Below are 24,734 nucleotides of genomic sequence, written 5' to 3'. Positions count from 1 at the left end.
AGGAGGGAAATCAATGGATTTAAAAGAAAGCTGGATAGAGGAACAGGCAGTCAATGCGAGTGCCTTAAAGAATGGTAAAGCTATCTATCAAAGCGGAAAGTTTATAAAGCTGTATCATAGTCCGGATGATACATTTTATATGGGAGAATGCAGTGGCAGTGGTAGTAAAAACTACATAACATCTGCGGATTTTCAGGATGCCTCACATCCTGTTTTTCGCTGTAACTGCCCTAGCCGACAGTTTCCATGTAAACACAGTATTGGCCTTTTATACGCTATCATGAAAAGTAAAGATTTTGAGGTATGTGAAATACCTGAGGATATCATAAAGAAAAGAGAACGCTTGAATAAACGTAATCAGCCAAAGGATGAAGAAGAAAACAAAGCAGCTAAACCAAAAAAAGTAAATAAAACAGCGAATAAAAAACGCTGGAACAAGCAGCTGGAGGGTCTTGGAATGTGTGAAACCATGCTGCAGGATATCACAAGAATGGGAATTGCGGCATTTACCAACAGCAATTTAAAAGATTATGAAGCAATCGCAAAACAGATGAATGATTACTATCTGCCAGGTATACAGCGCCAGATTCTCATGTTGATTTATGAAGCCCACTGTGCCCAGCAGCAAAATGCTGTATATGATGGTGTCATCGCCCAACTGGTACAGTTACATCAAATTGTAAAGAAAGCGAAATCCTATTTAAATAAGAAAATCAATGAAGAAGAAATCACACAGGATGATAAAATCATGGAAGAATTGATTGGCCATGTATGGAATCTGAATGAATTGAAAGAACAGGGTTTTTATGTGGAAAACCAAGAACTGATTCAACTTGGTTTTCGTGCTGAATACAACGAAGCTTTACAAGAGTTTGTGGAAGAAGGCTTTTGGTATGTGCATCCTTTACAAGAGCTTCATAAAACTATCAATATCCGTCCTAAAAAAGCCGCAAAATATATCAAAGAAGAGGATAGTTTCTTAGAAAAAGTAATTGTGCCAACCTTATACTTATATCCACAAAGCGGTAATGGCCGGATTCGTTATGATGAAGCCTTTACCACAGAAGAGATACAACCACAGGACTATCTCAATATCATGAATATCGCAAAAAATGATTATGAACAAATCATGAAAGAAGTGAAAAACCAGCTAAAAAATCCGCTTGCTCATAAAGAACTTGCCATGGTAATTCGCTATGAGGAAATCCGCCAGCATAAAGATGATTTTGTGATGGTAGATGCGAGTGGCAATATGTTGACGTTATCCTCTATGAAGGGCAGTTCTTTACATGCTTTTACCAGCCTTCCTGAAGAAGGTCTGCTTCATCATCAATGTGCTCTTGTGATTTTTTCCTATGATCATAAAACACATCAGCTATTGGCAAAACCAATGAGTATCATCAGCAGCGAACATATCGTTCGCCTATTGTATTAGGAGGTGGACAAGCATGTTGAAACAAATTTTATTAGAATTACAAACTCGTTTACAAACTGGATTAATTGCTGGTAGTAATATATTATTAAGTGATGAGCGATTATCCACCATCTTACAAAAGGTAGATACACTGGCCGCAAAATCACCTGTCTTTCAAAAATTGTCTGCTTTATGTAAAGCCATCTTTGAAGATCAAGCACATTTAGAAGCTAACATTTTAGAAGCGCTGTCCTTCTTGGATGCCTTGTTAATTACACAGGCAGACTGGAAATATGAAGAAGAAACCCAAAGCATTTCTATCCTTACGGAAAAAGCTTATACCAATATCAAATACTCACAATTGAAACCATTGATTCAGGCATTATCCACTACCGGCAGTGGCCGTTATGATATTGTACATTCTACATGGCTTCGTCATCCTGAATTATTTCAGGACTATCGTTTACTTCCCTATGTGATTCAAGACTTAGGTGATACCTATGCTGAGCTTGCGGATTTAAATGAAGAAATTTTAAAATACTGTGGAAAGAAAATTGTCCCACTATTGAAAGATGGATTCGATCCAACTGGTAAAAAAGAAATGTTGAGAAGAATCAAATTAATCGTACAGCTTGGTGGTAAAGAGGAAAATGCATTCTATTTAGAAATGTATCCATTGGCACAGCCTGCCATTCAAAAAGAAATCGTGATGGGCTTATCCTGTGATGATAGTAATCGTGATTATCTGATGCATATCGCAGATAGTGAAAAAGGTAAATTAAAAGAAGCTGCATTACATGCCCTTAGCCGTATTCGTGATGATGCGGTAGATGAATATCTACTCACAAAAACCAAGAAAAACAAGAAATTCTTAAACTATGCTTTATATTCTAATCATGAAGAAATCATACAAAGCCTATGTATAACTGTAAAAGAACAACTGGAATATCTCATGAAGAATCCACAACTCACTACATATGATGAAGAGGATGCATTAGAAGAGTTGCTTTCCCTTCTGGCCTACAAAACCGGGGATACCATCATGGAGCTACTTACCTGGATCATGGATCATGACCAGCCATTATGGGAAATCAGAGATTCGCATAAACATCTTTTCAAAATCACCCGTAACTTTGAAAATATTCACCCAATCAACTTTATGCACCCGATTGTGACACCTTTAAAAATATCAGAATATGTTATGGAAACTTTATTTCACACCTATCTGAAATATCGAAGTGAAGATATTATTTCTATGATTGAAGCCTTATATAAACAATATCCACTCATCGCCACACCTGTATATGCACGTATGTTATTCTTAGAAGATTATGCACACGCTTATGATCGTCTGACACAATGCATCGATGTCAAAAAAGCAAGAGAATTATATGCAGATATATGGAAGTATGTTGTGTATGATGAGGATAAGAAACAATATGTATTTAAAGTAAAGCTTTTAAGTGATGCCTTAAAACAGGATACGATAGAAATTCTATTAGGTGATACCTTAGATATGCGCTGGATAGAGTTATTATTGGATAAAAAGACTGTCACAAAAGGTATTTTCAAGAAGAATGAAGAAATCGTTTATGGTCGTGAACTGCCTTTATGCAGCCGCATTATGGTTCAGCTCGCAAATCTTGATGATATGGAATTAAAAGATATCATACTTCCATACTTTGAAAAAAATAAGCATACCATCTGCCATATTTATGTCAAAAAATTATATGGTCTTCCTATCGCCAATGATCTTACCACATATCTAAAAGGTGCGAAATGCAATCAATATGAAATCGTAGCCATTACAGAAAGTTTCTGTACAGCAGAAGAGGCTTTTCATGTATTACACGCCCTGTTATCCCATTTGAAAAGTAAAAATGCCAACAACCGGGAGTATTATTATATCGAAAGTGCCATTCACGGTATTGAAGAAAGTGAGGAATATTAATCCATGGATAAACAAGAATTTCAACGCCTGAGCGCAGAGATGCTTTACCAATTAGAATTAGATACTTTAATCGCCAATGAAAAATACCCCATTCCGCAAGGATGGAAGATGTCACCACGTTCTGTATTCACGTATATATGTGGTGGAAAAAGCGGTGGTATGAAAATCACGCCAAAATATATTGGTAATGATCGCTTAGTAGAAATTGCGATTGCGACTCTGGTCACTGATCGTGCTTTATTGTTGATCGGAGAACCTGGTACTGCCAAATCATGGCTAAGTGAACATTTATGTGCTGCCATCAATGGTGATTCTACCAAAGTCATTCAGGGTACTGCTGGTACCAGTGAGGAAGCTATCCGTTATTCATGGAACTATGCCATGTTAATTGCGAAAGGTCCAAGTGAGGAAGCATTAGTAAAAAGTCCTTTACTACATGCAATGGAAACTGGTAGTATTGTGCGTTTTGAAGAAATCAGCCGTTGTGCCAGTGAGGTACAGGATGCATTAATCTCAATCTTATCTGAAAAACGTGTATCTATCCCGGAATTAAATATGGAAATCCCAGCAAAAAAAGGATTCTCCGTAATTGCCACTGCTAATACTAGAGATAAAGGTGTTAATGAGATGTCCGCCGCATTAAAACGTCGTTTTAATATCGTTGTCTTACCAGCGCCAAAAGATTTAAAAACAGAAATGGAAATCGTTGAACAGCGTGTTTCACAATTATCTGAATCGTTAGGTCTTATGGCAAAAGTACCTGATCAGGATATCATTGAACGTGTTGTCACAATCTTTCGTGAACTTAGAAATGGTACTACTTTAGATGGAAAGCATAAAGTAAAAACAACCTCCGGTGTACTGTCTGCCGCAGAAGCAATTTCACTTTTAGCAAACAGTATGGCACTTGCCGCAAGCTTTGGTGATGGAAAAATACGCGCACAAGATGTTGCCGCAGGACTTCAGGGTGCTATCGTTAAGGATGAATCCAAAGATGCCCTAGCATGGAAAGAATATCTGGAAAACATATTAAAGAAAAAAGGAATATCCTATTATGAACTCTATCATGCATGTATGGAGTTAAATAAATAATGGCGCATATCTTTGGTATACGACATTTATCACCTGCGTCCTCCCTTCATTTATGTGCATATCTTGAACAGATCCATCCTGCATATATCTTGATAGAAGGACCAAGTGACTGTAACGATATGATAGAGGATATCACACAGGATCAATTACAACCGCCATTTGCGATTATGGCATATACAACAAGCTCTCCGATTCATTCTATTCTATATCCATATGCGAAATATTCCCCTGAATACGTCGCCATGAAATGGGCAAAAGCCCACAATATACCTTGTGCTTTTATGGATCTTCCAACATCTGCATTTCTTTCACTCGATACAAAAGATGACACAAGGCAGGATTATGTAATTGATCTGGATATGGATGCCAATGATCAATGGGAACGTATCTTTGAACATGAAACAAACAGTGATGCTTTCCAAAAAGCCGTTACATTATTCGCACATAATTTACGTGAAATAAAACCTGCGGATGAATTTACTTTATTACGTGAAGCATACATGAACACAACCATCCAAAAGCTGGTCAAACAGGGAATCCATGAAGATGATATTGTTGTAGTGTGTGGAGCTTTTCATATAGAAGGAATCATGGAAGCAAAAGTATTACCAGATGCACAATATGAAAAACTACAAAAGGATATCTCTAATACCACACTGATGCCCTATTCTTACTTTCGATTATCATCCTTATCTGGATATGGTGCTGGTAATAAAGCCCCTGCGTATTATGAATTATTATGGGATTATGCGAAAGATGGACACATGGAGCAATGTGCCTATGCTTATTTATCCAAGCTTTCCCTGTATCAAAGGGAGCATGGATTTAACTGTTCTACAGCACAAGTTATAGAAGCTTTACAATTAGCGCAAAGCTTATCAGCTATGCATCAGGAACAGATTCCTTCCCTTCAAGATTTAAAAGATGCGGCGATTACCTGCATGGGATATGGAAATCAGGCTGAACTTATGGAAGCCTTTATGGCATGTGAGATTGGCACCACGATGGGTTATCTTCCCAAAGGTATGTCAAAGACAGCCATTCAAAATGATTTTTATACACAGTTAAAAACTTTGAAACTGGAGCGTTTCAATACCATGAATGCCAATACACTAGCATTAGACTTACGTGAAAATACAAGCGTCAAATCAGAAGCGTCTGCCTTTCTAGATTTACGCCGTTCCTGTTTCTTACATCAATTGCGCTTTCTAAACATTCCATTTTGTGTGCTGCAGCCAAATACCCAGCAATCCGCTGACTGGAAGGAAATCTGGGAATTAAAATGGAGTAGTGAAGCAGAAATTACATTGATTGAAAATTCTTTGTATGGAGAAAGTGTCGCCTATGCGGCTCAGTTTTCCATCAAACAAAAGCTGGCAGATGCCACTAGTATGAATGCATGCGCTACTTTAATGGAAGAAGCATTCCTGTGCGGCCTTAATGATAGTATGTCACATGCCTTAGAAGCAATACAAAAACTTGCGATAGATTCCTCATCCTTTGAAGATATCGTAAAAACCGCAAAACGATTAAGTTATATCATGCGTTTTCATACCTTACGCCGTATGGAAAATGATGCCATAGAGCCATTATTTCATCAATTATTCTATCGTGCCATTTTATTATGTGTAAGCAGCTGTCAATGTGACGATAAAGTATCGCATAATATCATGGAAGGTTTAAAAACCATCAATGATTTATCTATCCAGCATGATCACTACATGGAAGAGGAATGGATTCAGGTATTAAATGAATTATCCCTTCGTGATGATATCAATCAACTGCTCAGTGGCTATGCGACGGCTATCCTTTTAGAACGTGGCCTTCTAAAAGAAGATGAATTCCAGCGTATTGTGATTTATCATGTATCCCATGGTGTTCCTGTAGATATCGCAGCGAACTGGTTTGAAGGCTTTATGATGAAAAACCACTATGCGCTCATTGCCCGTTCTTTTATCTGGAAGCAATTAGATGATTACATCCAAGAACTAGAGGATGATGATTTTTTACGTGCTTTGTTGTATTTAAGAAGAGCTTTCAGCACGTATAGTGCTAAAGAAAAACATGAAATTGCGCAAAACCTGGGAAGCTTATGGCATCTTGACCAGGACAGTGTTGCGGAAATATTAAATACAGAATTAAAGAAAGAGGAACAAGATCTTTTAAATGAATTAGAAGATTTTGATTTTGGTGATTTCTAATGGAACAAAATAAAGAACTAACCCGCTGGAGAATGATTCTTGGCGAAGATACCCAGCAAGATTTTGAAAGTATGCAGGAAGGCTTTTCTTTAACCGATCGTGATATTATGATGGATACAGCACTTGCGGCAATCTATGGTGGAGAAGGAAGCCAAAACCAAATGGGTGGTGCTGGAAAAGGTGCCAGCAGTCCGCACATCACAAAATGGATGAAGGATATCCGTACCCTCTTTGATCCAGAGCTTGTGAAAGTTATCCAACAGGATGCCATTGAACGTAAAGGCTGGAAACAATTATTGATGGAACCAGAATTACTCGAACAATTAGAGCCGGATATCGAAATGGCAAGTATGTTGTTAACACTAAAAGATATGATTCCATCCAAATCTAAAGATCAGGCAAGAGCATATATCCAGAAAATTGTGGATATCATAAACAATCAGATCTCCTCAGACTTAAAACGCAGTGTACACGCAGCCCTTCAGAAAAAAGAGCATTCTCCTTTACCAAGTGCTGCTGCCATCGACTTTCCCTATACAATACGAAAGAACCTAAAACACTATTCCAGTGATCTACAAACCATTATCCCTGAACGTGTCTACTTCTTTGATCGTAAACAAAAAAGTAATCACTGGCATGTTATTCTGGATATTGACCAAAGTGGTTCTATGTCTAGTTCTATCATGTATTCTTCTGTGACTGCCTGTATTCTTGCGAGTATGAATGCTGTAAAAACAAACGTTGTGGCCTTTGATACGACCATTATGGATCTCAGTGACTTATGTAATGATCCAGTTGATTTATTATATGGCTTTCAATTAGGTGGTGGTACTGATATTCATAAATCCGTGAAGTATTGTGAACAGCTAATCGAAGAACCAGATAAGACGATTTTCTTCTTGATTTCCGATCTTGAAGAAGGTGGCAATCATGCAGGATTATTACATCGTATGCAGGATATAAAAGACTCTGGTGTTCTGGTTGTATGTTTATTGGCCATTCAGGATGGTGGAAAACCATACTATAGTCAAGATATGGCGCAAAAAGTTGCCAATCTTGGCATCCCATGTTTCGCCTGTGCACCAGAAAAACTGCCAGAACTATTACATGCAGTTTTACAGAAGCAGGACTTATCCCAATTTATGAAAAATTAGGAATTAAAATGACAAAGGAAGATATACAGATTATAGTTTTACTAGCATAGGAGAATTTCAAGTGTTATTTTAGAGAAATTATACGAGGAGAAAATTATGGAAAAAATTGTTACAGTAAAAAATTTGTCTAAATCTTATGGAAAACAACTTGTTTTAGATGATATTTCTTTTGAAATATATAAAGGCGAGATTGTTGGCTTCATAGGGCCTAACGGTGCTGGTAAAAGTACTTTGATGAAATGTATGTGTAATCTGATTAATATTGATGCCGGCTCCATTAATATATGTGGATATGATTTAGTGAAAGATAGAAAAAACGCTCTGAAAAAGCAAGCCTCATTGATCGAAGGACCTGGCCTTTTTCTTACTATGACCGGGTTACAAAACATAAAATTATTTGCCAGCCTGCATGATGTATCTAAACAAAGATTACAAGAAATGATTGATTATAGCAGATTAGGAAAACATATAAACAAAAAAGTATCAGAATATTCATTAGGGATGAAGCAGCGTTTAGCCTTAGCTATTGCTTTGTTAAGCGAACCAAATTTTCTTATGCTAGATGAACCAATGAATGGTTTGGATCCAACAGGTATATTTGAGTTGAGAGAAGAATTAAGAAATATGGTGAATAAATATAACATGGCGCTTTTAATATCCTCACACCAATTAAATGAGATTGAGAAAATTGCGGATAGAATTATCTATTTAGACCATGGAAAAATAAATGAAGTAGAGAAAAATTCTACGACAACCAAATATATTATCAAATTAGATAAGGCATTAACAAATTATAATAATGATTATGAGTGTATGGCAATTGATAATCTATCCTATCAATTTACGATTAAGGATGAAAAAGAATTATCTCAATTAATTCAAAATTTGGTTTTACAAAAGCTGAATATTTTGGATGTGATAAAAATAGAGGATGATTTAGAAGATGAATATTCCAAAATCTATGAGGTAACAAAATGACACAGCTATTTAAATATGAATTAAAAAAGTTTATTTATAACAAAAAAAATATTGTTGTGGTGCTTGCTACTTTACTATTTCTTGGTATGTTCATTGCATATAATGATTACCAAGATCAGCAATACCCAAATAAAATGTACACTGAAATGACAAATGCAAGTGTATATTCCTCCAAAATGGTTAAGAATATAGAAACTTCAATGAAATATATGGAGGAAGGAACGAAAAAAGAAGAGTTTAAACAACAAAAAAAATTTTGGGATAATCTATCTACATCCTCTCTGATTTTATCATCAGGATACATGAAAAAGGACTACAAAAATGAAGATTTTGTTAAGGAACAAATCGAATGGTATCATCTGGTTTTAGATGGAAGAAAGAAAAATTATGATTTAGATCCAATTAGTAGATTAACAATCAGGACGATAAAAGAGCAAATACAGAAAGACCAATACATTGTGGATAATCATATAGAAATAATGAATAGTCCATATTCATGTAATTCATTAAATCTATTTAATCTTTTATTTTCTGATTATGTTGGACTATTCATAGCTTTTCCATTTCTCTTATTAGTTTTTGACATAGTAGCAATAGAATTTGAAAATAGTAGCTATAAATCACTATATACTTCAAATTATTCACGTTCAACTATCCTAATTTCTAAAACTATTTTTATTGGTTTATTAATCATCGCATATATTGCAATGATTAGTAGTGTCTTTTTCATATCCGGATTTAAATTTGGATTTGGAAATACTATTTATCCATATGCCGTTTATCCAGAAATTTATCCTTTCTATCAAGCTGTATTTCTTATGTTAGCTATATTTGTTATGGCACTGATGTCATTATCTGCAATAACAATCTTCATATCATATTGGACTTTCTCTTCTTCTGTCACGTTAGTTACTATATTATCATGTTATATGATGGTAATTGTCTTTCAACAAATATTAGATTATCGTTGGTTATATCCATATATTCCACTTTGTTATCCATTTAATAAAGATATCATCCAATATCATGGAACAATACAAAGTATTATAATAGGATTAGCCATGTCATTTGTGTTCATAGAAATAAGTATAAGATCCTTAAAAAGGAAAGATATTACTGTATAATCATAAAAATGAGTAATTACTGATATCCAAAATGGTAGAATTAAAAAAAGCATCTGTTATCACTTTAAGTAAACTGCAGAAGCTAATGGAGGGTAAGAAATGAGGGAATTTATTAAATTTGAAATATTGCGTAATATGAAAAGAAAAGAAGTTAAGTTAATCATATTTATCTTATTTATGTGTGAACTTATACTAATGATAACATTGTACAATAAATCTTCTAATGAAGATGTTTACAGTGCTTCATCGGATTGGGTTGCAACAGAATCGTATTTTGTTTTAAATGCTTCTCCAGATTTATTAAAACAAGGGAAAAAAGACGTTCAGAAATTATCAGAAAGTCTTTTGTTATATTCTAAATATGAACAAGATAAAGATTGGCAGAATATGTATCTAAAAGCAATGGAATATAATAGTTACTATGGACAAGTTTTTTCTTATTATCCTACAGATTTTAGCGAGTATTATATAAATTCAGATCGTCTTGAACAAATAAGAGCAAAATATGATTTTCCATCAATTAAATCTTATGGTAAAATTTTAGATCCATACGCAAATGCAGCAGAAATGTTTTCTTGGCCACTTCATGAATTAACTTATTTTACTGAACTATATGAAAAAAATCTAGTTCCTATGACTTATTCTTATGTGGATAGTACTACAGTCTTTTTACAGATCTTACGAAACATATTAGTTTATGCCACACCAATTTTAATTATATTATTATTTTATAATGATCGAAAAGAATATCATGATATGGGAATTGATAAAACTATGATGGTAATTCCAAAAGCAAGAAACAGATTTATTTTTGGGAAAGTTGTTGCTAATTCATTGATTATAATGATGATAATATTTGGGCCTATATTGTGTTTTACTTTAGTTTTAGGCATATTTGATCATTTCCAAAATTTATCTTATCCTTTATTCGCAAATAAAGCAGGTATATCAAATATACATTATTCTTTCTTTCCAAATTTATATAATTTAGGAACTTTACAAGAATCTATTGAATCAGGTGTAATGACGAACTTTGGATTGACATATACAAGTATAAATATGCTGTTTAATCCATACATGGATTTCATTCCCTTATGGCAAGGAATTTTATTAACGCTTATTTTATATATTGCTTTGATATTTTTGTATGTTCAAATCAATATGTTTATCACAAGATTAATTAAGAATCCAAACTTAGCTTTAACGATTAATATAGCATTAATTCTAGCATTGATATTTATATCGCCATTAACTTCAATGGAATTCATAAATTCTTTTAATCCATTGACATATAGAGATCCGGGTATGAATGTTATGGGAACGAGCTATTATCCATGGTCATTAGGTATGCTTGTCATCTTCAGCTATAATATCATTTTATATTTAGGTAATAGAATAGTTTTTGCTAAAAAGTATTATGGATAATCATTAGAGATTATAAAGTAGAAAATTAAGTCCTCTCGCCTATTGTTCACAATGATCAATGCACTAAAGTTTCGATAATGATTTCCTTAATTTCTTATCTATGAGATATATTATTTCAAATTGGATGTAGAAAAAAATCCTCAAATCGAGGATTTTTTTATAAACCACAAGCATATCTTCAAAGAAAAAAAGTTTTCCACATTTCTTTTTCTGTCATATCTTAATCTTCCTTATTTATAATATAATACATATTCCTCAAAAGCTTTTTTAAACTCTGTACATCTTTTCTGTGATAACGGAAGAATAGATCCATTGGCTATGATAATCTCTTTATTTCTTATTGCTTGGCTTCATTGCGCTTTACATGGAAACAACACACACATCATACTGCGCTTTATATATAAATTTGTTATATTTTACTTTGCGTTTTATATATAAAATAACCGTTTTTATATTGCGTTTTACCTCATGAAGATATATAATCAACTTGAGGTGATAGCTGTGCTATTTAAAAGAAAGATATATCAGAAATTAATTGATTGGAAAAATAATGCTGCTGGAGAGAAAGCTCTGATGATAGAAGGTGCTCGTAGAATTGGAAAATCCACAATTGTGGAAGAATTTGCGAAAAATGAATATAAAAGCTATTTATTGATTGATTTTAATGACGCAAGTGATGCTGTTAAGAATGCTTTTTCTCTTTATTTAAATGATTTAGATACTTTTTTCATGATATTAAGTGTAGAATATAATGTTCAATTATATCCAAAGGAGTCCATCATTATTTTTGACGAAGTACAACAATTTCCTAAAGCACGTCAATCTATAAAAAAACTTGTAAAAGATGGCCGTTATGACTATATAGAAACTGGATCGCTCATATCTATAAAAGAAAATGTTAAGGATATCACGATTCCTTCTGAAGAACGAAAATTGAAGATGTATCCTTTAGATTTTGAAGAATTTTGTTGGGCATTGAATGAAACAATGCTAGTTGAATATATAAAAAAATGTTATCAAGACCTCAAGCCTTTAGATGATACTTTGCATCATAAAGCTATGCTTCTTTTTAAGCAGTATATGCTGGTTGGTGGTATGCCAATGAGTTTATCTAAATACTTAGAAAATAATAGAAGTTTTATAAGTTCAGATGAAGAAAAACGGGATATTCTAGCATTATATCGAGATGACATAAACAAAATTCAAGCGAAATATCGTACAAAAGTTTTGTCCATTTATGATCAAATACCATCATTTCTATCACAACATGAAAAACGAGTACGCTTATCTAATATCGAATTGAACTCCGCTTTTCCTATGTATCAGGATACATTTTACTGGTTAGGTAATTCCATGATTGCCAATGAGTGTTTTAATTGTAACGATCCTAATGTTGGTTTAGCTTTAAATGAAGATCGTACCTATGTTAAATGTTATATGGGTGATACTGGTTTACTTGTATCTCATGCATTTAATGAAAAAGAAATATCCGATGGTCAATTATACAAGCAGATATTAAATGATAATTTATCCATCAATGAAGGTATGTTATTTGAAAATGCAATTGCACAATGTTTAGTAGCGAACAACTATCCTTTATTCTTTTACACAAAGTATAACAAAGAAAAGCATAGGAATGATATCGAGATAGATTTTATTATTTCTAATGGTTCTAAGACAAAACCAAAAATTCATCCTATAGAAGTAAAATCTAACAAAAAATATACAACAACATCTCTTGAAAAATTTGTTGAATTATATTCAAAGAGAATTGGTACTGCTTATATTATTCATACCAAAAACTTATCTGTGAAAAATTCAAAAATCGTTTGTATTCCAGCATATATGACATTTTGTTTATAGACTTAGCCTATAGAAATATAGGATTGGTTAGTATTAGATGAATATAGTGAAAAACCTTACTACATACAATCCTATAGAAACAATCCCAATTCACAAAAAAGTCCTTCACAATCATAGTGAAGGACAATACTTTCAACCCAACCATTTATATACCACATATCGGTCAGTGGTAAACTTTTACACTCTCTAAATTTTGTCTGCCTTTTTCTATTTACGATATTGATCCAACAAATCTTTTAAATCCTTCCCTTCCTCATGCAGCTGATCCATGGTTGTATCTCCTACTAGACTTCCTCCATCAATCACAATACAGCGATCCGCAATTGTTTCAATTTCTTCAATGTTATGTGTAGAAATTAAAATGATGGTATCTTCATGTAATTGTTCAATCAATAATTTAATCGTATCTTCTTTTGCGTATACATCCAATCCATTAAAAGGTTCATCTAAAACAATCAGTTTCGCATTCATCGCAAATCCTGCTGCAATCTCTGTTTTCATTTGTTGACCCTTTGAAAACTCTTTTATTTTTCCACCATCGGATATTTCAAACTTTGTTAATAGTTCATCATATTTGTTTTGATCAAAATGAATATAGTAATCCTTTAAAAAACTTCCATATTCCTTTGCGGACATATTCGGCATAAAACTACCTTCTTCACTGATGAAAGCCACATCCTGATATTGATCATAAACAGGTTTCTCATTCCATGAAATGCTACCGTTATCAATTTGAATCAAATCTAATATAGATTTCAACATAGTAGTTTTTCCACTACCATTTCTTCCAAGAATTCCAGTGATTTCTCCCTCCTGAAACTGTATGGATAAATTTTTTATACCTTTTCCATTTGTATATGTCTTACTCACATTATCTAATATTAGCATTATTTTTCCTCCAATTTCTCAAATGTTCCAAAATCCATCAAGCCATTCATATACGCAATTGACATATCGTAAGGGATGATGATATCTGTTTGATATAAGCAGGTATTACCTTCATATACAGCTAGTCGCCATCCTTGTTCATTTGGCAGTAGACCATTCACATATAATTTTCCATTCCATAACAGAATATCATGTACTTTGTTTACATCAAAATTAATATCATATAAAATTTCTAAATCATCTGCATCAATCAATACCAGCTTATCTCCTGTGGACATATACAGAACGTTATCCTTTTTTTGTATATATGTGCTTTGATCAAATGCTGTTAACCTTCCTTTCACGGAGATTTCTTTTATCAATGTTCCATCTGTTTGATACATTCCCAAATATATATTTTGCTTATCATGACTTGCGATATATAAGATATCATCTATAAACTGATTGGTATCATAAATTCTGTTTACAGGCAGTTTTGTTAGTTTTTTGACTTTCTTTTCACCTTTATTATAAGTGATATCATAAATATAATTATCACCTTTCATTGCTTCATTGGTAATTGGCGCAAAGATATAAGATTCTTCATTGATCTGATATAAAACATCCTGTCGAACTAGTTGAAGGTCATATGTTTCTTCCCCCTGATCCATCGCAAGATGCTCACGCTTCCATTCTCCAGCAGAATACATAATCATATAATTTTCATTACTGTAATCGGTTAAGTCAGTGAAAAATTTATAATCATTCGCATTTCTTTGCCATTCATAACCTACCAATGCTTCACTCAGACATTGTTGTGTAGGATTACATCTTTCTCCTTGATAAGTTTTTCCTTTATCACTTTGATATAATATATAAGCATCTAAATCTTCATATAAACGCTTCCTTGTATAGTCATAATGATTAGAAAATTTTTGGCTTTCTTTGTGATGTGTGGTATTTATTCTACCATTTTTTAATGTGAATTCCGTCATATTTTTTCCTATTTTATAAGAGGCATGGAAGCTTACTGGTGCTAATTCCTCACGATTTCCTTGTTCATTTTGAAACTCTAATGTCAAACTATGCGTCATATAGGAAGATGAACATAAATAAACCAATAATCCAATGGCAATAATACCAGAAAATACAACTGTTTTTTTCATGATTTCACTTCCTTTTTCTGCCTGAATATTTGTTTTAAAGTGATATAAGAATAACCCCAAGCAGCGATATAAAACATCATATGAAAGATCACAGAATAATCTGAATATTGCCAACAAAATTGAATTTGACAAAAATCTAAGATGATCACAGGGATTACGAATATAAATTTTTTCAACTTAAAACTAATCGTAAATACATAGCACTGTATTCCGATATTCATCCATAACATGAGATTTCCGATTAAATTTAAACGTTCATATGGAAGCATCGATTTAAAAATCACATTATCCCAGCTAGTAAGTACAATTTGATTGACACTGTGTATACCACTGATCATCAAATATAATAACCAGCTAAAATAAAATACTAGAAACAATCCAATAAAGGTAATCATATGAAATATTAACTCACTCCACATATAGGCTTTCTTTTCTGGCAACAATAAAATACGTTGATAAGTTTCTGTTTTAAATTGTTTAGATATCCGTCGTATTTGTATGATCCATAATGCAACCACACTTACCACTACAAGCATCAAATAGGTATAACTGTAAACCTGTTGCGTAAAACCAAGTGCCATCATACCCATGGCAACGATAATATAAAAGATAGAAATCGCTTTGATACTATGCCTGCTTGTCTGTTCCATAATCGTAAATATCTGTTTCATATGAACACCTTCTTCCACATGTTTCCTCTGCCTTAACGATATCACAGTTTATCTAAATACAGTAGTCAATTTTCAAATTTATTCCTTAGTTTAAAAACTTTCCATGTTCTTTTATTTTGCTTATCGTATGATCCATTCGATAAGGCACTTTGATTTCCCCTTTATAAACACATGCACTGCCCTGATATGCCTGTAGATACCAGCTTTCTTCCTCACTGCCTTTGGTCAAGAGATATAGTGTATCATTTACATATGTTAGATCATACATTTCCTGTTCAATCGTTATGGCATCTGTAGTTTTCATATGATCCATATCAATCACTCGATACTTCGTTCCCATTTTCCAAATCACATGATGATTTCTTACATACATTTCTGTAAGTGTATCGCCTTTGTGATATTGATAATCTATCTTCATTTCTTTCACCAGCGTACCATCTGTTTGATATACTGTGATATACAAATGGGTATCATCGTGTGAAAATACATATAATTCATTATCTGAAATCTCCATGGTTTCATATAAACGATTTTTAGGAAGTTTTGTGATGGCAGTGACTTTATTTTCTTGGTTTTCTTTCAAATTGATTTCATAAATCTCATTTTGTCCAGTGGCATGCTGGTCCATTGGCGGCATGAAATATATCGTATCTTTTCTTTGATAAACACCACGTCCTCTATCTTCTTTATTATCTTGAAAATACAAACCACGATGAATGTCTTTTATCTTATCTTTTTCTATACGATAACCCTTTGTCACAGAATCATTCACTTTACAGGTTGCCATATATTTTTTCAGTTGATATTCATCATTGCTGTTATCAGAAATACTTGTTGTTACAATTGCCTTTTGTTTATCATTGGGATCAATAAGTGAAACATCTAAGCGATATGATAATGGGTATGATGCTATATTTTCATCCTGAATATCACAATTTTGATAAGTATCTCTCCAATTATCACTTAATAAATAACTTTGATCATCCTTCATTTCATAGGATTTATCTCCAATGACTTCATTTTTACCATTATATAGGTTTTCATAAATGGTGGAATCTGTGGTTTGAATATGATACTGAAATTTACTGCCTGATGCTTGGATATCAATATCGCGCTGTCCAATTTGATAGGCTATTTGATAATTCAGAGAATCTAAAACTTTACGATTGCCTTCTAAATCATTCAATTCCATTTCAAATTGTTTAACTTGTGTACCTGATAACCACATACAACATAGAAACATAATTAAAGATATTAAAATAAATGCAACATATCCGGCCTTTTTCATTCTGACACCCTCTTTCGATTCAGGTTCATGAATTTTCTCATATGATAGAAATCATATAAAATTACGCCTGTAATAAATACTATAATAACAAAAAACATAGTTTCATCCACCGTATTCATATTGAATATCATCTCATATGATACAAAGATTGTTGGAAATACTGAAATCGTATTTTCTTTCAAAGCGATAGATAAGGAAGTCGCAAGGGTCTGGAATGCGAATAGCATGACATAAACAATCATCAAAGCAATATTCCAAATATTATCCATAAACAGAAATGAAATGGAAATCGTGGACCATGTCGCAATAATGAATTCATTACTGTTTGTAATACCCAATATCATATATGCATAAACAAACCAGGAAAAATAAAGACATACGAATAAAAACATATAGGATGCTAGACAAAACAATAATTCACTCACAACAAATGCATAGGATTTCACTGGCAACAAGCGTAATCTTACAATAGCACCATCTTTCATCAATTCATTGATTCGATTAAAATGCACCTTCATAATGATCAATAATCCTGCCATCAAAATGATATCAAACAGCAATTGATTATCTGCGAATAAGGCGATTGACATGATAACCACAACGCAAAAGATTGGATAAATCAAGCATAATTGTTTCATACTTTTTGCGCAATTCTGTTCCATCATAAACAGTATATCTTTCATTTTTCCACCCGCTTTCTTTACGCATACATGCGTTTTGGATACCAGATATTTTTCATGTATATACAATACGTGATACACAATAGTGCTGAAATCCCCAACATAGTAAAATGGTGGTAACATAATACCAATGGAAATATGGTAATACAAACTAGAATATCTTCTATCCGTTGTTTATGAAGCAGTCTGGATACCGCAAACACATGGCACCACATCGAAGTCGCAAGCAGCCATAGTAACATTTCCCCAGAATGACGCAAATTCATTACCAATATTTGAGCGATATAGCCATTCGATGATACAGCTTCCTGATAAAACATCTCCAGTTGTGCTGGTGTTACTTTCGTCTGATATTGTTCAATGGTAGATATTAAATTCAGCTTTAATATATAATGTATAAAGACGTAACAGCATACCAGCAACAGGAATACCACAATTGTATCTGCGATAAACCATGCATACTGATGTTTCCTTAAAAACATAAAGCGTTTCTTTCCACTATCATAGTCACGATACAACAAATATGCGAACGTTACGATATTTGAGATCATCACAAACAACAGATAAATGATCGATTTTGTGGTAAATGCGATGCTTTCTATTTCATTTATTGGCTGATCCTGCATATATGGCTTTAGTGTCCATTCTAATAGCACTGTTTTTTGTAGTACACAAATGACACCAATTACGACTCCCCATACCAGAAACATGATCCAATCTGTTTTTATTCGATGTACTATCGCTTTCCACATGTGTATCCCCTCCTTCATCTTTTAAAATCCATCCTAAAGCCTAAATTTTGATCATATGTATATCCACCACCATCTAATTTGTATAATTCCCATTCATAGATGCTTCCAACATACAATAATTTGCTTTTCTCATATACATAAATTCTCGCATCTGTTTCCTTTTCCTTGATGTTTTGATACCTTCCTAGCAAATAAAGTTTTCCATCTTTATAATACATATCCTGAATATAGCTTAATTCGTCTTGAAATGAATCAACGATTTTTCCACGATCTGCGTCAATCACATATATCGTTTCATCGATTTTTATATTAATATATTGATTGTTTTGCCTTAAGCTAATAAAAGATAAATCATCATAATCACAATTCTCTATACTTTCTATTTTTAATTCATATTGCTTATTCCCTTGTAAATCATAACCAGTGAAATACCAGTTTGGCTTATCATAGGAAACAACAATCAATAAATCTTTATTTCTTAATAATACAGAATCATTTCGCTGTGGCAGTTTCACAAACTTTTCAGCTTTAAAATCTTTGATTCGATAGATATAATTCTGTCCACTTCGATGATTATTTATTTCTGGCATAAAGTAATACGCACCATCCGACATAGGAATCGCAACACATACATCAAAATCATAATGATCTGTTGAATCATTTTCCTTTGCATATGTTTGATCATCTCTACCATCTTTTCTCTTTAAATATAAACTCAAGCTATCATCACTGTGCTCTACAATATCTGTACGAATTTCAGTTACTTTCTGACCATTCATATAATATACAAGTTGCGCTTCATCAATTTTTTGTTGATAAGATGTACTTCCATCAGCATTTGTTTCTAGCCATGGATTCGATGTTTCTTTGCCAATTCTATCTATATCCACACCTTTTATATCATCATAAAGCCTTGGATTCAGTACATCATAAGTAGGACTTTCCTTTACAATCTTTGTGGAAACATGTGCATCCTTTATACTAGCTTTTAAATAAGATTGTTCACCAGCATGTGTATATTCGATTTCCATATTCTTTAATACATCACGATTCCCTTGGATATCTTTTATTTGAAAATCTGCAGTTTGACTTTGATAGTAGAAATATCCCAATGAAAAACATCCACCTAATAAACCAACACATAGAAAGCTGATTAATTTTTTCATCGTTTCCACCATCCTTTTCCACCTAATAATGTATTCAAAAGATATAAGCTAATCCCAAATGCCAGTAAGATGATAAACCATACATATGATTGATCTATAAAAAACCACATCACTACAAATATCAATATAATAAGTGCAGGCAAGACATATTCCTTTTTCACAAACGCAATACAAACGGTTGTAGATTGAAGGCTGAGAAATAACCAATAGCCTATTATTGTACATAGCTGAATAAAATCAGAAGAAAACACATAATATAACAACTGATTATCTAATGCGGAAGATAAGTAAAATATTTCTCTATGATTGGCTATATTTAATGGGTATATCTGGTAAATGATTATCCAGCTAATGAGTTCTCCAATTATTAACAATCCAAAAGATGCGAGCATAAACAAGCATTCACTTTTGACAATGGTACTTCTTTGTTTAGGAAGAAGGAATATACGATTCCAGGAACCATGCGCATAGGAACGTTTCATTCTACGATATTGAATATAAATCAAACAAATACATGCCAATATCATAAATTTCTTAAAGTAAAGTGAATTCATAAGATTGTAATATTTAGAAAAATATGAATATATCAAGTTCGTTATCATCAATATCATACTGATTATAATGGTTGGTATCATGCTTTTTTCACATGTTTCCTTCATGATTGCCATGATTTGTTTCATCGAAATCCCTCCTTTTTTTATTTATGAATCTAGAAACTCAATGTCATGAAGTCCTCCTTTGGACATATCATTGATTGCTTGTATTACTCCATGATAGACTTCTTTATCATGTTCATAGACTTTAATATCAAGTACCTTACTTGTTAAATTGATTGCATAAAATCTGCCATTTTGATATGCTGTTTTTATCAGATTTTGTCGATTTATAACCTTACATTCATCTACAACTTTCATGGCTTTACAATCAAATGCATAATATGTTGTATCATCATTTAAAACGATGTAATGATCTATGAGCTGATTATTAATACTATAAATATTCTTGGTTGGAAGCTTTGTTTTTTGATTAATAGCGCTATTTTCATCAAATGACAGCATATACATTTCTTTGGTTTTCTTTTCAGATGCTAACACAAACAATTGTTGGTTCATAACATAATAGTTCATATATTCATATTGATCATCCAGCTTCGCAACTTTTTCTGCAATCAGCTTATCATCCTTCGTCATCACTTTATATAAATAAACATCTCCACTGACATTACCTGAGTTATTTGGGATAAAATAATATTCATGGTCTTTTATTTTCTTTAATGTGAATGTGAAGTGTTCATATGCATTTGGACGTATGATTGATAAATTTGTTGTATCGTTGTTTATGATCGTTTTTTCTTGATAGATTTGATATCCTTTTTTTGATACATCCTTTAAACCTGTTTCTAAAATAAATGAATGAAATGAAGAACCGCTTCCTGAAATTCGGTAGTTTATATTTACTTCATCTATATCTCTTCGATATAATTTACAATCATCCTCTGAACAAGCAAAGGTATCATCCTTGACTTCTTTCCATCCATCATTATTTTTATCATCATAAACTGGTTCTTGGTCTGCGTAAAGGATTTCCTCATGATCGTTATAATTTACAATTTGATAAGTCACTTCTTGATTCTTATAAAGAACATCTATTGCTTTAGGTGTATTGAAAGTAACCTTCATTGTAATATCATTTAATACATCTGGATTCCCACTCATCGTATGAATTTTAAAGTCTGCATGCGTGTATACATATTGTAAAGAAGCATATCCCAGCAACAATAATACAATGGATGAAATGATAAAGTATTTTGTTTTTTTCATCATGCATTCCTCCTAACTCTTAGCCATTTTGCCAAGAAGTAATAATTCATACATATAAACAAGAAACACATCATAATCATTACCCAGTTTTGAAACTGAAGAACACACAACACTGCGATGATACCCATTCCCAAATTTAATAACGCAATCCCAGTTTTAGACCAGGCATGTGAGCAAAATGTATAAAATACGATAAGCATTGCCAGCATGTTTAAAACGATTAGCATTGCTAGAAATCCCTGTATTTGAATAGGCGCCAATACAGAAAGCAAAGGACTATTTATCACAGTAAAGAATAAGGCATTTACAGAATATGCTGATTCAAAAATCCACATAGAACAAATCCATGATAAATAACAGGTCACAATCAACATGAATAATGATGATGACACAAATATTAATTCACTCCATAACAAGCTATAACGCTTGATTGGTAATATTCTCATTCTTTGATATGCCCCATCTGCCACAATGCTTTTCATTCGTTTATCGTGTATGATCAAAATGACTGCGAGCATTATCACGATAAGTATCGTCCATAGAAATTCATCCATATCCAAAAGGAATGTTCCTAATATGAATCCTATTATATAAGTGATACATAATGGTTTTAGTGATTTTGCACATGTTTGTTCAATTAATTGGAATGTTTGTTTCATATGGGTGCCCTCCTTTCTTTTTATTCTAAATTTGCAGATACATCCACATAAGAATGGTTTGTATATACTTGTGAATCTGTTTTACTCTCTAGCTTCATAAGTCCTCTATATAATTCTTTATTTCCTTTTATTGCGATGATTTCCATATTTGTATAGGATACATTCGTTTCTTCCACATAGCCATATATTTTTGCCACAAAATAGAATGTGTTATCTTTATATAAGATATCTTCATATCTAAATCTTACATTTTTATTATTATCTGATTTTTCAACCGTTTCTAGACTACATTGATCTAAGATCTTCATTGTATCCATATCCACAATATAACAATTATCTTCATCCATAATACTGATGATATGATTATGGATAAATATATAATTAATCCTCTTGTCAGATAATTTTACTTCCTTAAGGAAGTTTCCTTTTTCATCATACTTTTGAAAATAATAATCACCTTGCTTTTTCACAATCATATATAGCTTATGATTGTATGTGTAAAGTTTTAATTCCTTTTGATGTTCAGGCAGGCTCGCTAGTTCTTCATAATACGCTTTTTCATCTTGTATATAAATACGATAAATATGACTGGTTCCTTTGGTATACGCATCACGATATGGCACAAAGTAGTAATCATCCTGATCTTGTACGATAAGATTAGTATCGTTATTTGAATAAGCATATATATTATTTTGATCATGTAAGTCCTGAAGCCTATAAATAGAATTTGTACTTTCATCATATAATTCTTCTATGATTTCATAATCATCATTGGAATACATTGTAAGTTCAGGATTGATGGTTATGTTCATAGGATGATAATTTTGATTATTATAAACAGCCAATCCAGTAGGTAAAAAGATTGTATAAACCATGTCTGCTTGTGAAACTGTTCTGTTTTTATATTTATCTTGTTTCTTCCATTCACTATTGGCTTTTGCGTTTTTGTAATCTATATATACACTTACAGAATCATCAAAACTGAGATCTTTCATCATCTTTATATTGCTTTTTTTATCAATATTGGTATGCATATTTCCCTTTTCAAATGTAAGACTCGCATGTGATGAATTTTCATATCTTTGTGTATTAATTTTCATATTCACTTTAATATTCTGTAAAGCAGATACATCCCCATGAATTGTTTGATATTCCAAATCAGGTTGATGATAAAGTATCGCAAATGTAATTGTACTCATTAAAATCAATACAACTGAAACAATCATAAACACTCTTACTTTTTTCATTTTGATTGCCTCCTTACGCCAAAGGCTGATTTCAATAATTGATAAGCGATAAACCCTATCATCATATAAATAAGCATTAAGATAAAGCTTCCAAACAAATATTCCATAAAAGTAACAATGACAAGAATAAATAATAAGATAACAGAAATACCACAGTTTTTACTATCCAAGGCGATTGAAACATGAAGAAATGTAAATACAATCGTTATGATACATACAACAATGATCATCATCACCAAGTGTGTTAAAGAAAATGGCATAAAGAAGAATGCTGCTTGATGATCTAACAAATAAAACCAGAATGTATTCCCCTGGAAGTAAATATGATCTTTGATAGGAAGATATAAAACTGATATTACCAGCTGTTGTACAACAATCAATAACGCATAGGATACACCAGTAAAAAGTAATTCACTGTGTAAGAAAGATTTTCGATTCATAGGAATTAACCGTATACGATTGATTGCGCCATCTTTGATTAAACTATTCAGACGATGTACATGGATACGATTTACAGCTATAAATCCAATAGCCATCAGAAAATAATAAACCAAAGCATCTGAATCAGGATTCATTAATCCTAGAGTGCATTGCACAATAAATAAAATGATATAGATAATACATAAATGCTTGACACTTTGATCACAAGTATTTTCCATATATTTAAACGTTTCTTTCATAATTTCCCCTTTCTGTATTACATCCATAATACACCTCATATACAAAAAAATTAATCTTCCCAATACTTTGTCAGTAATGCGATCACTTGTTGGAAGTTCATTCCACTATTTTTACAGTTTTGTATAAACTCTTTAATATCTGATTCTACAAATTCATTTCGTATCTGGTTTATAATTTCATCATTGACCACAATCACGCTTTTTACATTGCTGATGGTACGAATAATACCTTCTTCTTCTAGCATTTTATAGGCTTTTTGAACAGTATTTGGATTGATGGATAACTGTGTAGCAAGTTCTCGACGACTTGGTAATTCCTCATGATCTTTAATTTCATTCATCAGGATGCGCTGTTTCATGTAACGACATATCTGAATATACACTGGCTCCTTCTTATGTAGTTCCATTGAGTGAAAGGATATCATCATACCACCTCCTTCAACTGTATTATGGCACTAATACACTTAACTGTCAATAAAATTATAAAAATAAAAGATTTTTATATTTTTTCTTGCATGAGATGCGTATGTTTTGGA

22 protein-coding genes are annotated in these 24,734 nt (G+C 32.5%); 9 read left to right on the top strand and 13 right to left on the bottom strand.

The window, feature by feature from the left end; all coding sequences use genetic code 11:
- The first annotated feature begins 13 nt into the window (after positions 1-13).
- The 9 genes from DW761_RS06825 (at position 14) to DW761_RS06785 (ending at position 13,202) form a co-directional block, all read left to right on the top strand.
- Positions 14-1,435 (top strand): SWIM zinc finger family protein, encoded by a 1,422-nt coding sequence (locus tag DW761_RS06825; RefSeq protein WP_117517030.1) that lies wholly within the window; start codon positions 14-16, stop codon positions 1,433-1,435.
- Between the two features lie 13 nt (positions 1,436-1,448).
- Positions 1,449-3,365, top strand: coding sequence for a hypothetical protein (locus DW761_RS06820; protein ID WP_117517028.1), 1,917 nt, complete (start codon positions 1,449-1,451; stop codon positions 3,363-3,365).
- 3 nt (positions 3,366-3,368) lie between these two features.
- Positions 3,369-4,457, top strand: a complete 1,089-nt coding sequence (locus tag DW761_RS06815) for an ATP-binding protein (RefSeq protein ID WP_117455045.1) — start codon at positions 3,369-3,371, stop codon at positions 4,455-4,457.
- The gene (locus DW761_RS06810; protein ID WP_117517026.1) at positions 4,457-6,658 is read left to right on the top strand and encodes a DUF5682 family protein; all 2,202 of its coding nucleotides are present in this window, start codon (positions 4,457-4,459) and stop codon (positions 6,656-6,658) included. The genes DW761_RS06815 and DW761_RS06810 overlap by 1 nt, the downstream gene beginning before the upstream one ends.
- Complete coding sequence (locus DW761_RS06805) at positions 6,658-7,812, top strand: VWA domain-containing protein (protein ID WP_117517024.1); 1,155 nt, start codon at positions 6,658-6,660, stop codon at positions 7,810-7,812. The genes DW761_RS06810 and DW761_RS06805 overlap by 1 nt, the downstream gene beginning before the upstream one ends.
- A gap of 96 nt (positions 7,813-7,908) precedes the next feature.
- The gene (locus DW761_RS06800; RefSeq protein ID WP_117517022.1) at positions 7,909-8,790 is read left to right on the top strand and encodes an ABC transporter ATP-binding protein; all 882 of its coding nucleotides are present in this window, start codon (positions 7,909-7,911) and stop codon (positions 8,788-8,790) included.
- Positions 8,787-9,914 carry an ABC transporter permease subunit gene (locus tag DW761_RS06795; protein ID WP_117517020.1) on the top strand — a complete coding sequence of 376 codons (1,128 nt, stop codon included), beginning with the start codon at positions 8,787-8,789 and terminating at the stop codon, positions 9,912-9,914. The genes DW761_RS06800 and DW761_RS06795 overlap by 4 nt, the downstream gene beginning before the upstream one ends.
- 99 nt (positions 9,915-10,013) lie before the next feature.
- Positions 10,014-11,339, top strand: a complete 1,326-nt coding sequence (locus tag DW761_RS06790; protein ID WP_117517018.1) for a hypothetical protein — start codon at positions 10,014-10,016, stop codon at positions 11,337-11,339.
- A 501-nt stretch (positions 11,340-11,840) separates the two neighbouring features.
- Entirely contained in the window at positions 11,841-13,202 is a 1,362-nt protein-coding gene (locus DW761_RS06785; RefSeq protein ID WP_117517016.1) for an ATP-binding protein, read from the top strand.
- A 207-nt stretch (positions 13,203-13,409) separates the two neighbouring features.
- On the opposite strand, the gene DW761_RS06780 is transcribed toward DW761_RS06785, so the two are convergent.
- The 13 genes from DW761_RS06780 to DW761_RS06720 form a co-directional block, all read right to left on the bottom strand.
- Complete coding sequence (locus tag DW761_RS06780) at positions 13,410-14,090, bottom strand: ABC transporter ATP-binding protein (protein WP_117517015.1); 681 nt, start codon at positions 14,088-14,090, stop codon at positions 13,410-13,412.
- Positions 14,090-15,235, bottom strand: coding sequence for a hypothetical protein (locus tag DW761_RS06775; RefSeq protein ID WP_117517013.1), 1,146 nt, complete (start codon positions 15,233-15,235; stop codon positions 14,090-14,092). Before DW761_RS06775 ends, DW761_RS06780 begins: the two co-directional genes overlap by 1 nt.
- Positions 15,232-15,906: a hypothetical protein gene (locus DW761_RS06770; RefSeq protein WP_117517011.1), complete on the bottom strand. Its 675-nt coding sequence runs from the start codon at positions 15,904-15,906 to the stop codon at positions 15,232-15,234. The genes DW761_RS06775 and DW761_RS06770 overlap by 4 nt, the downstream gene beginning before the upstream one ends.
- An 85-nt stretch (positions 15,907-15,991) precedes the next feature.
- Positions 15,992-17,194 (bottom strand): hypothetical protein, encoded by a 1,203-nt coding sequence (locus tag DW761_RS06765; protein WP_117517009.1) that lies wholly within the window; start codon positions 17,192-17,194, stop codon positions 15,992-15,994.
- Complete coding sequence (locus DW761_RS06760; RefSeq protein WP_117517007.1) at positions 17,191-17,877, bottom strand: hypothetical protein; 687 nt, start codon at positions 17,875-17,877, stop codon at positions 17,191-17,193. The genes DW761_RS06765 and DW761_RS06760 overlap by 4 nt, the downstream gene beginning before the upstream one ends.
- A gap of 17 nt (positions 17,878-17,894) precedes the next feature.
- Positions 17,895-18,626, bottom strand: a complete 732-nt coding sequence (locus tag DW761_RS06755) for a hypothetical protein (protein WP_117517005.1) — start codon at positions 18,624-18,626, stop codon at positions 17,895-17,897.
- A 14-nt stretch (positions 18,627-18,640) separates the two neighbouring features.
- Positions 18,641-19,792 carry a hypothetical protein gene (locus DW761_RS06750; RefSeq protein ID WP_147323313.1) on the bottom strand — a complete coding sequence of 384 codons (1,152 nt, stop codon included), beginning with the start codon at positions 19,790-19,792 and terminating at the stop codon, positions 18,641-18,643.
- Positions 19,789-20,472 (bottom strand): hypothetical protein, encoded by a 684-nt coding sequence (locus tag DW761_RS06745; RefSeq protein ID WP_117517001.1) that lies wholly within the window; start codon positions 20,470-20,472, stop codon positions 19,789-19,791. The genes DW761_RS06750 and DW761_RS06745 overlap by 4 nt, the downstream gene beginning before the upstream one ends.
- Positions 20,473-20,493: 21 nt before the next feature.
- Positions 20,494-21,612, bottom strand: a complete 1,119-nt coding sequence (locus DW761_RS06740; RefSeq protein ID WP_147323312.1) for a hypothetical protein — start codon at positions 21,610-21,612, stop codon at positions 20,494-20,496.
- On the bottom strand, positions 21,612-22,271 hold the full coding sequence (locus DW761_RS06735) for a hypothetical protein (protein WP_117516997.1): 660 nt from the start codon (positions 22,269-22,271) through the stop codon (positions 21,612-21,614). Before DW761_RS06735 ends, DW761_RS06740 begins: the two co-directional genes overlap by 1 nt.
- Positions 22,272-22,291: 20 nt before the next feature.
- A complete protein-coding gene (locus DW761_RS06730; RefSeq protein WP_117516995.1) occupies positions 22,292-23,518 on the bottom strand; it encodes a hypothetical protein in 1,227 nt (408 codons plus the stop codon).
- Positions 23,515-24,225 (bottom strand): hypothetical protein, encoded by a 711-nt coding sequence (locus tag DW761_RS06725; protein WP_117516993.1) that lies wholly within the window; start codon positions 24,223-24,225, stop codon positions 23,515-23,517. Before DW761_RS06725 ends, DW761_RS06730 begins: the two co-directional genes overlap by 4 nt.
- Before the next feature lie 23 nt (positions 24,226-24,248).
- Positions 24,249-24,605, bottom strand: a complete 357-nt coding sequence (locus tag DW761_RS06720; RefSeq protein ID WP_233513045.1) for a GntR family transcriptional regulator — start codon at positions 24,603-24,605, stop codon at positions 24,249-24,251.
- Between the last annotated feature and the right edge of the window lie 129 nt (positions 24,606-24,734).

It is taken from the genome of Absiella sp. AM29-15 (assembly GCF_003434225.1).
Classification (GTDB): Bacteria; Bacillota_I; Bacilli_A; order Erysipelotrichales; family Erysipelotrichaceae; genus Hoskinsella; species Hoskinsella hominis.
The sequence above is the reverse complement of the archived record's forward strand: the minus strand, read 5'-3'. Positions and strand labels throughout refer to the sequence as shown.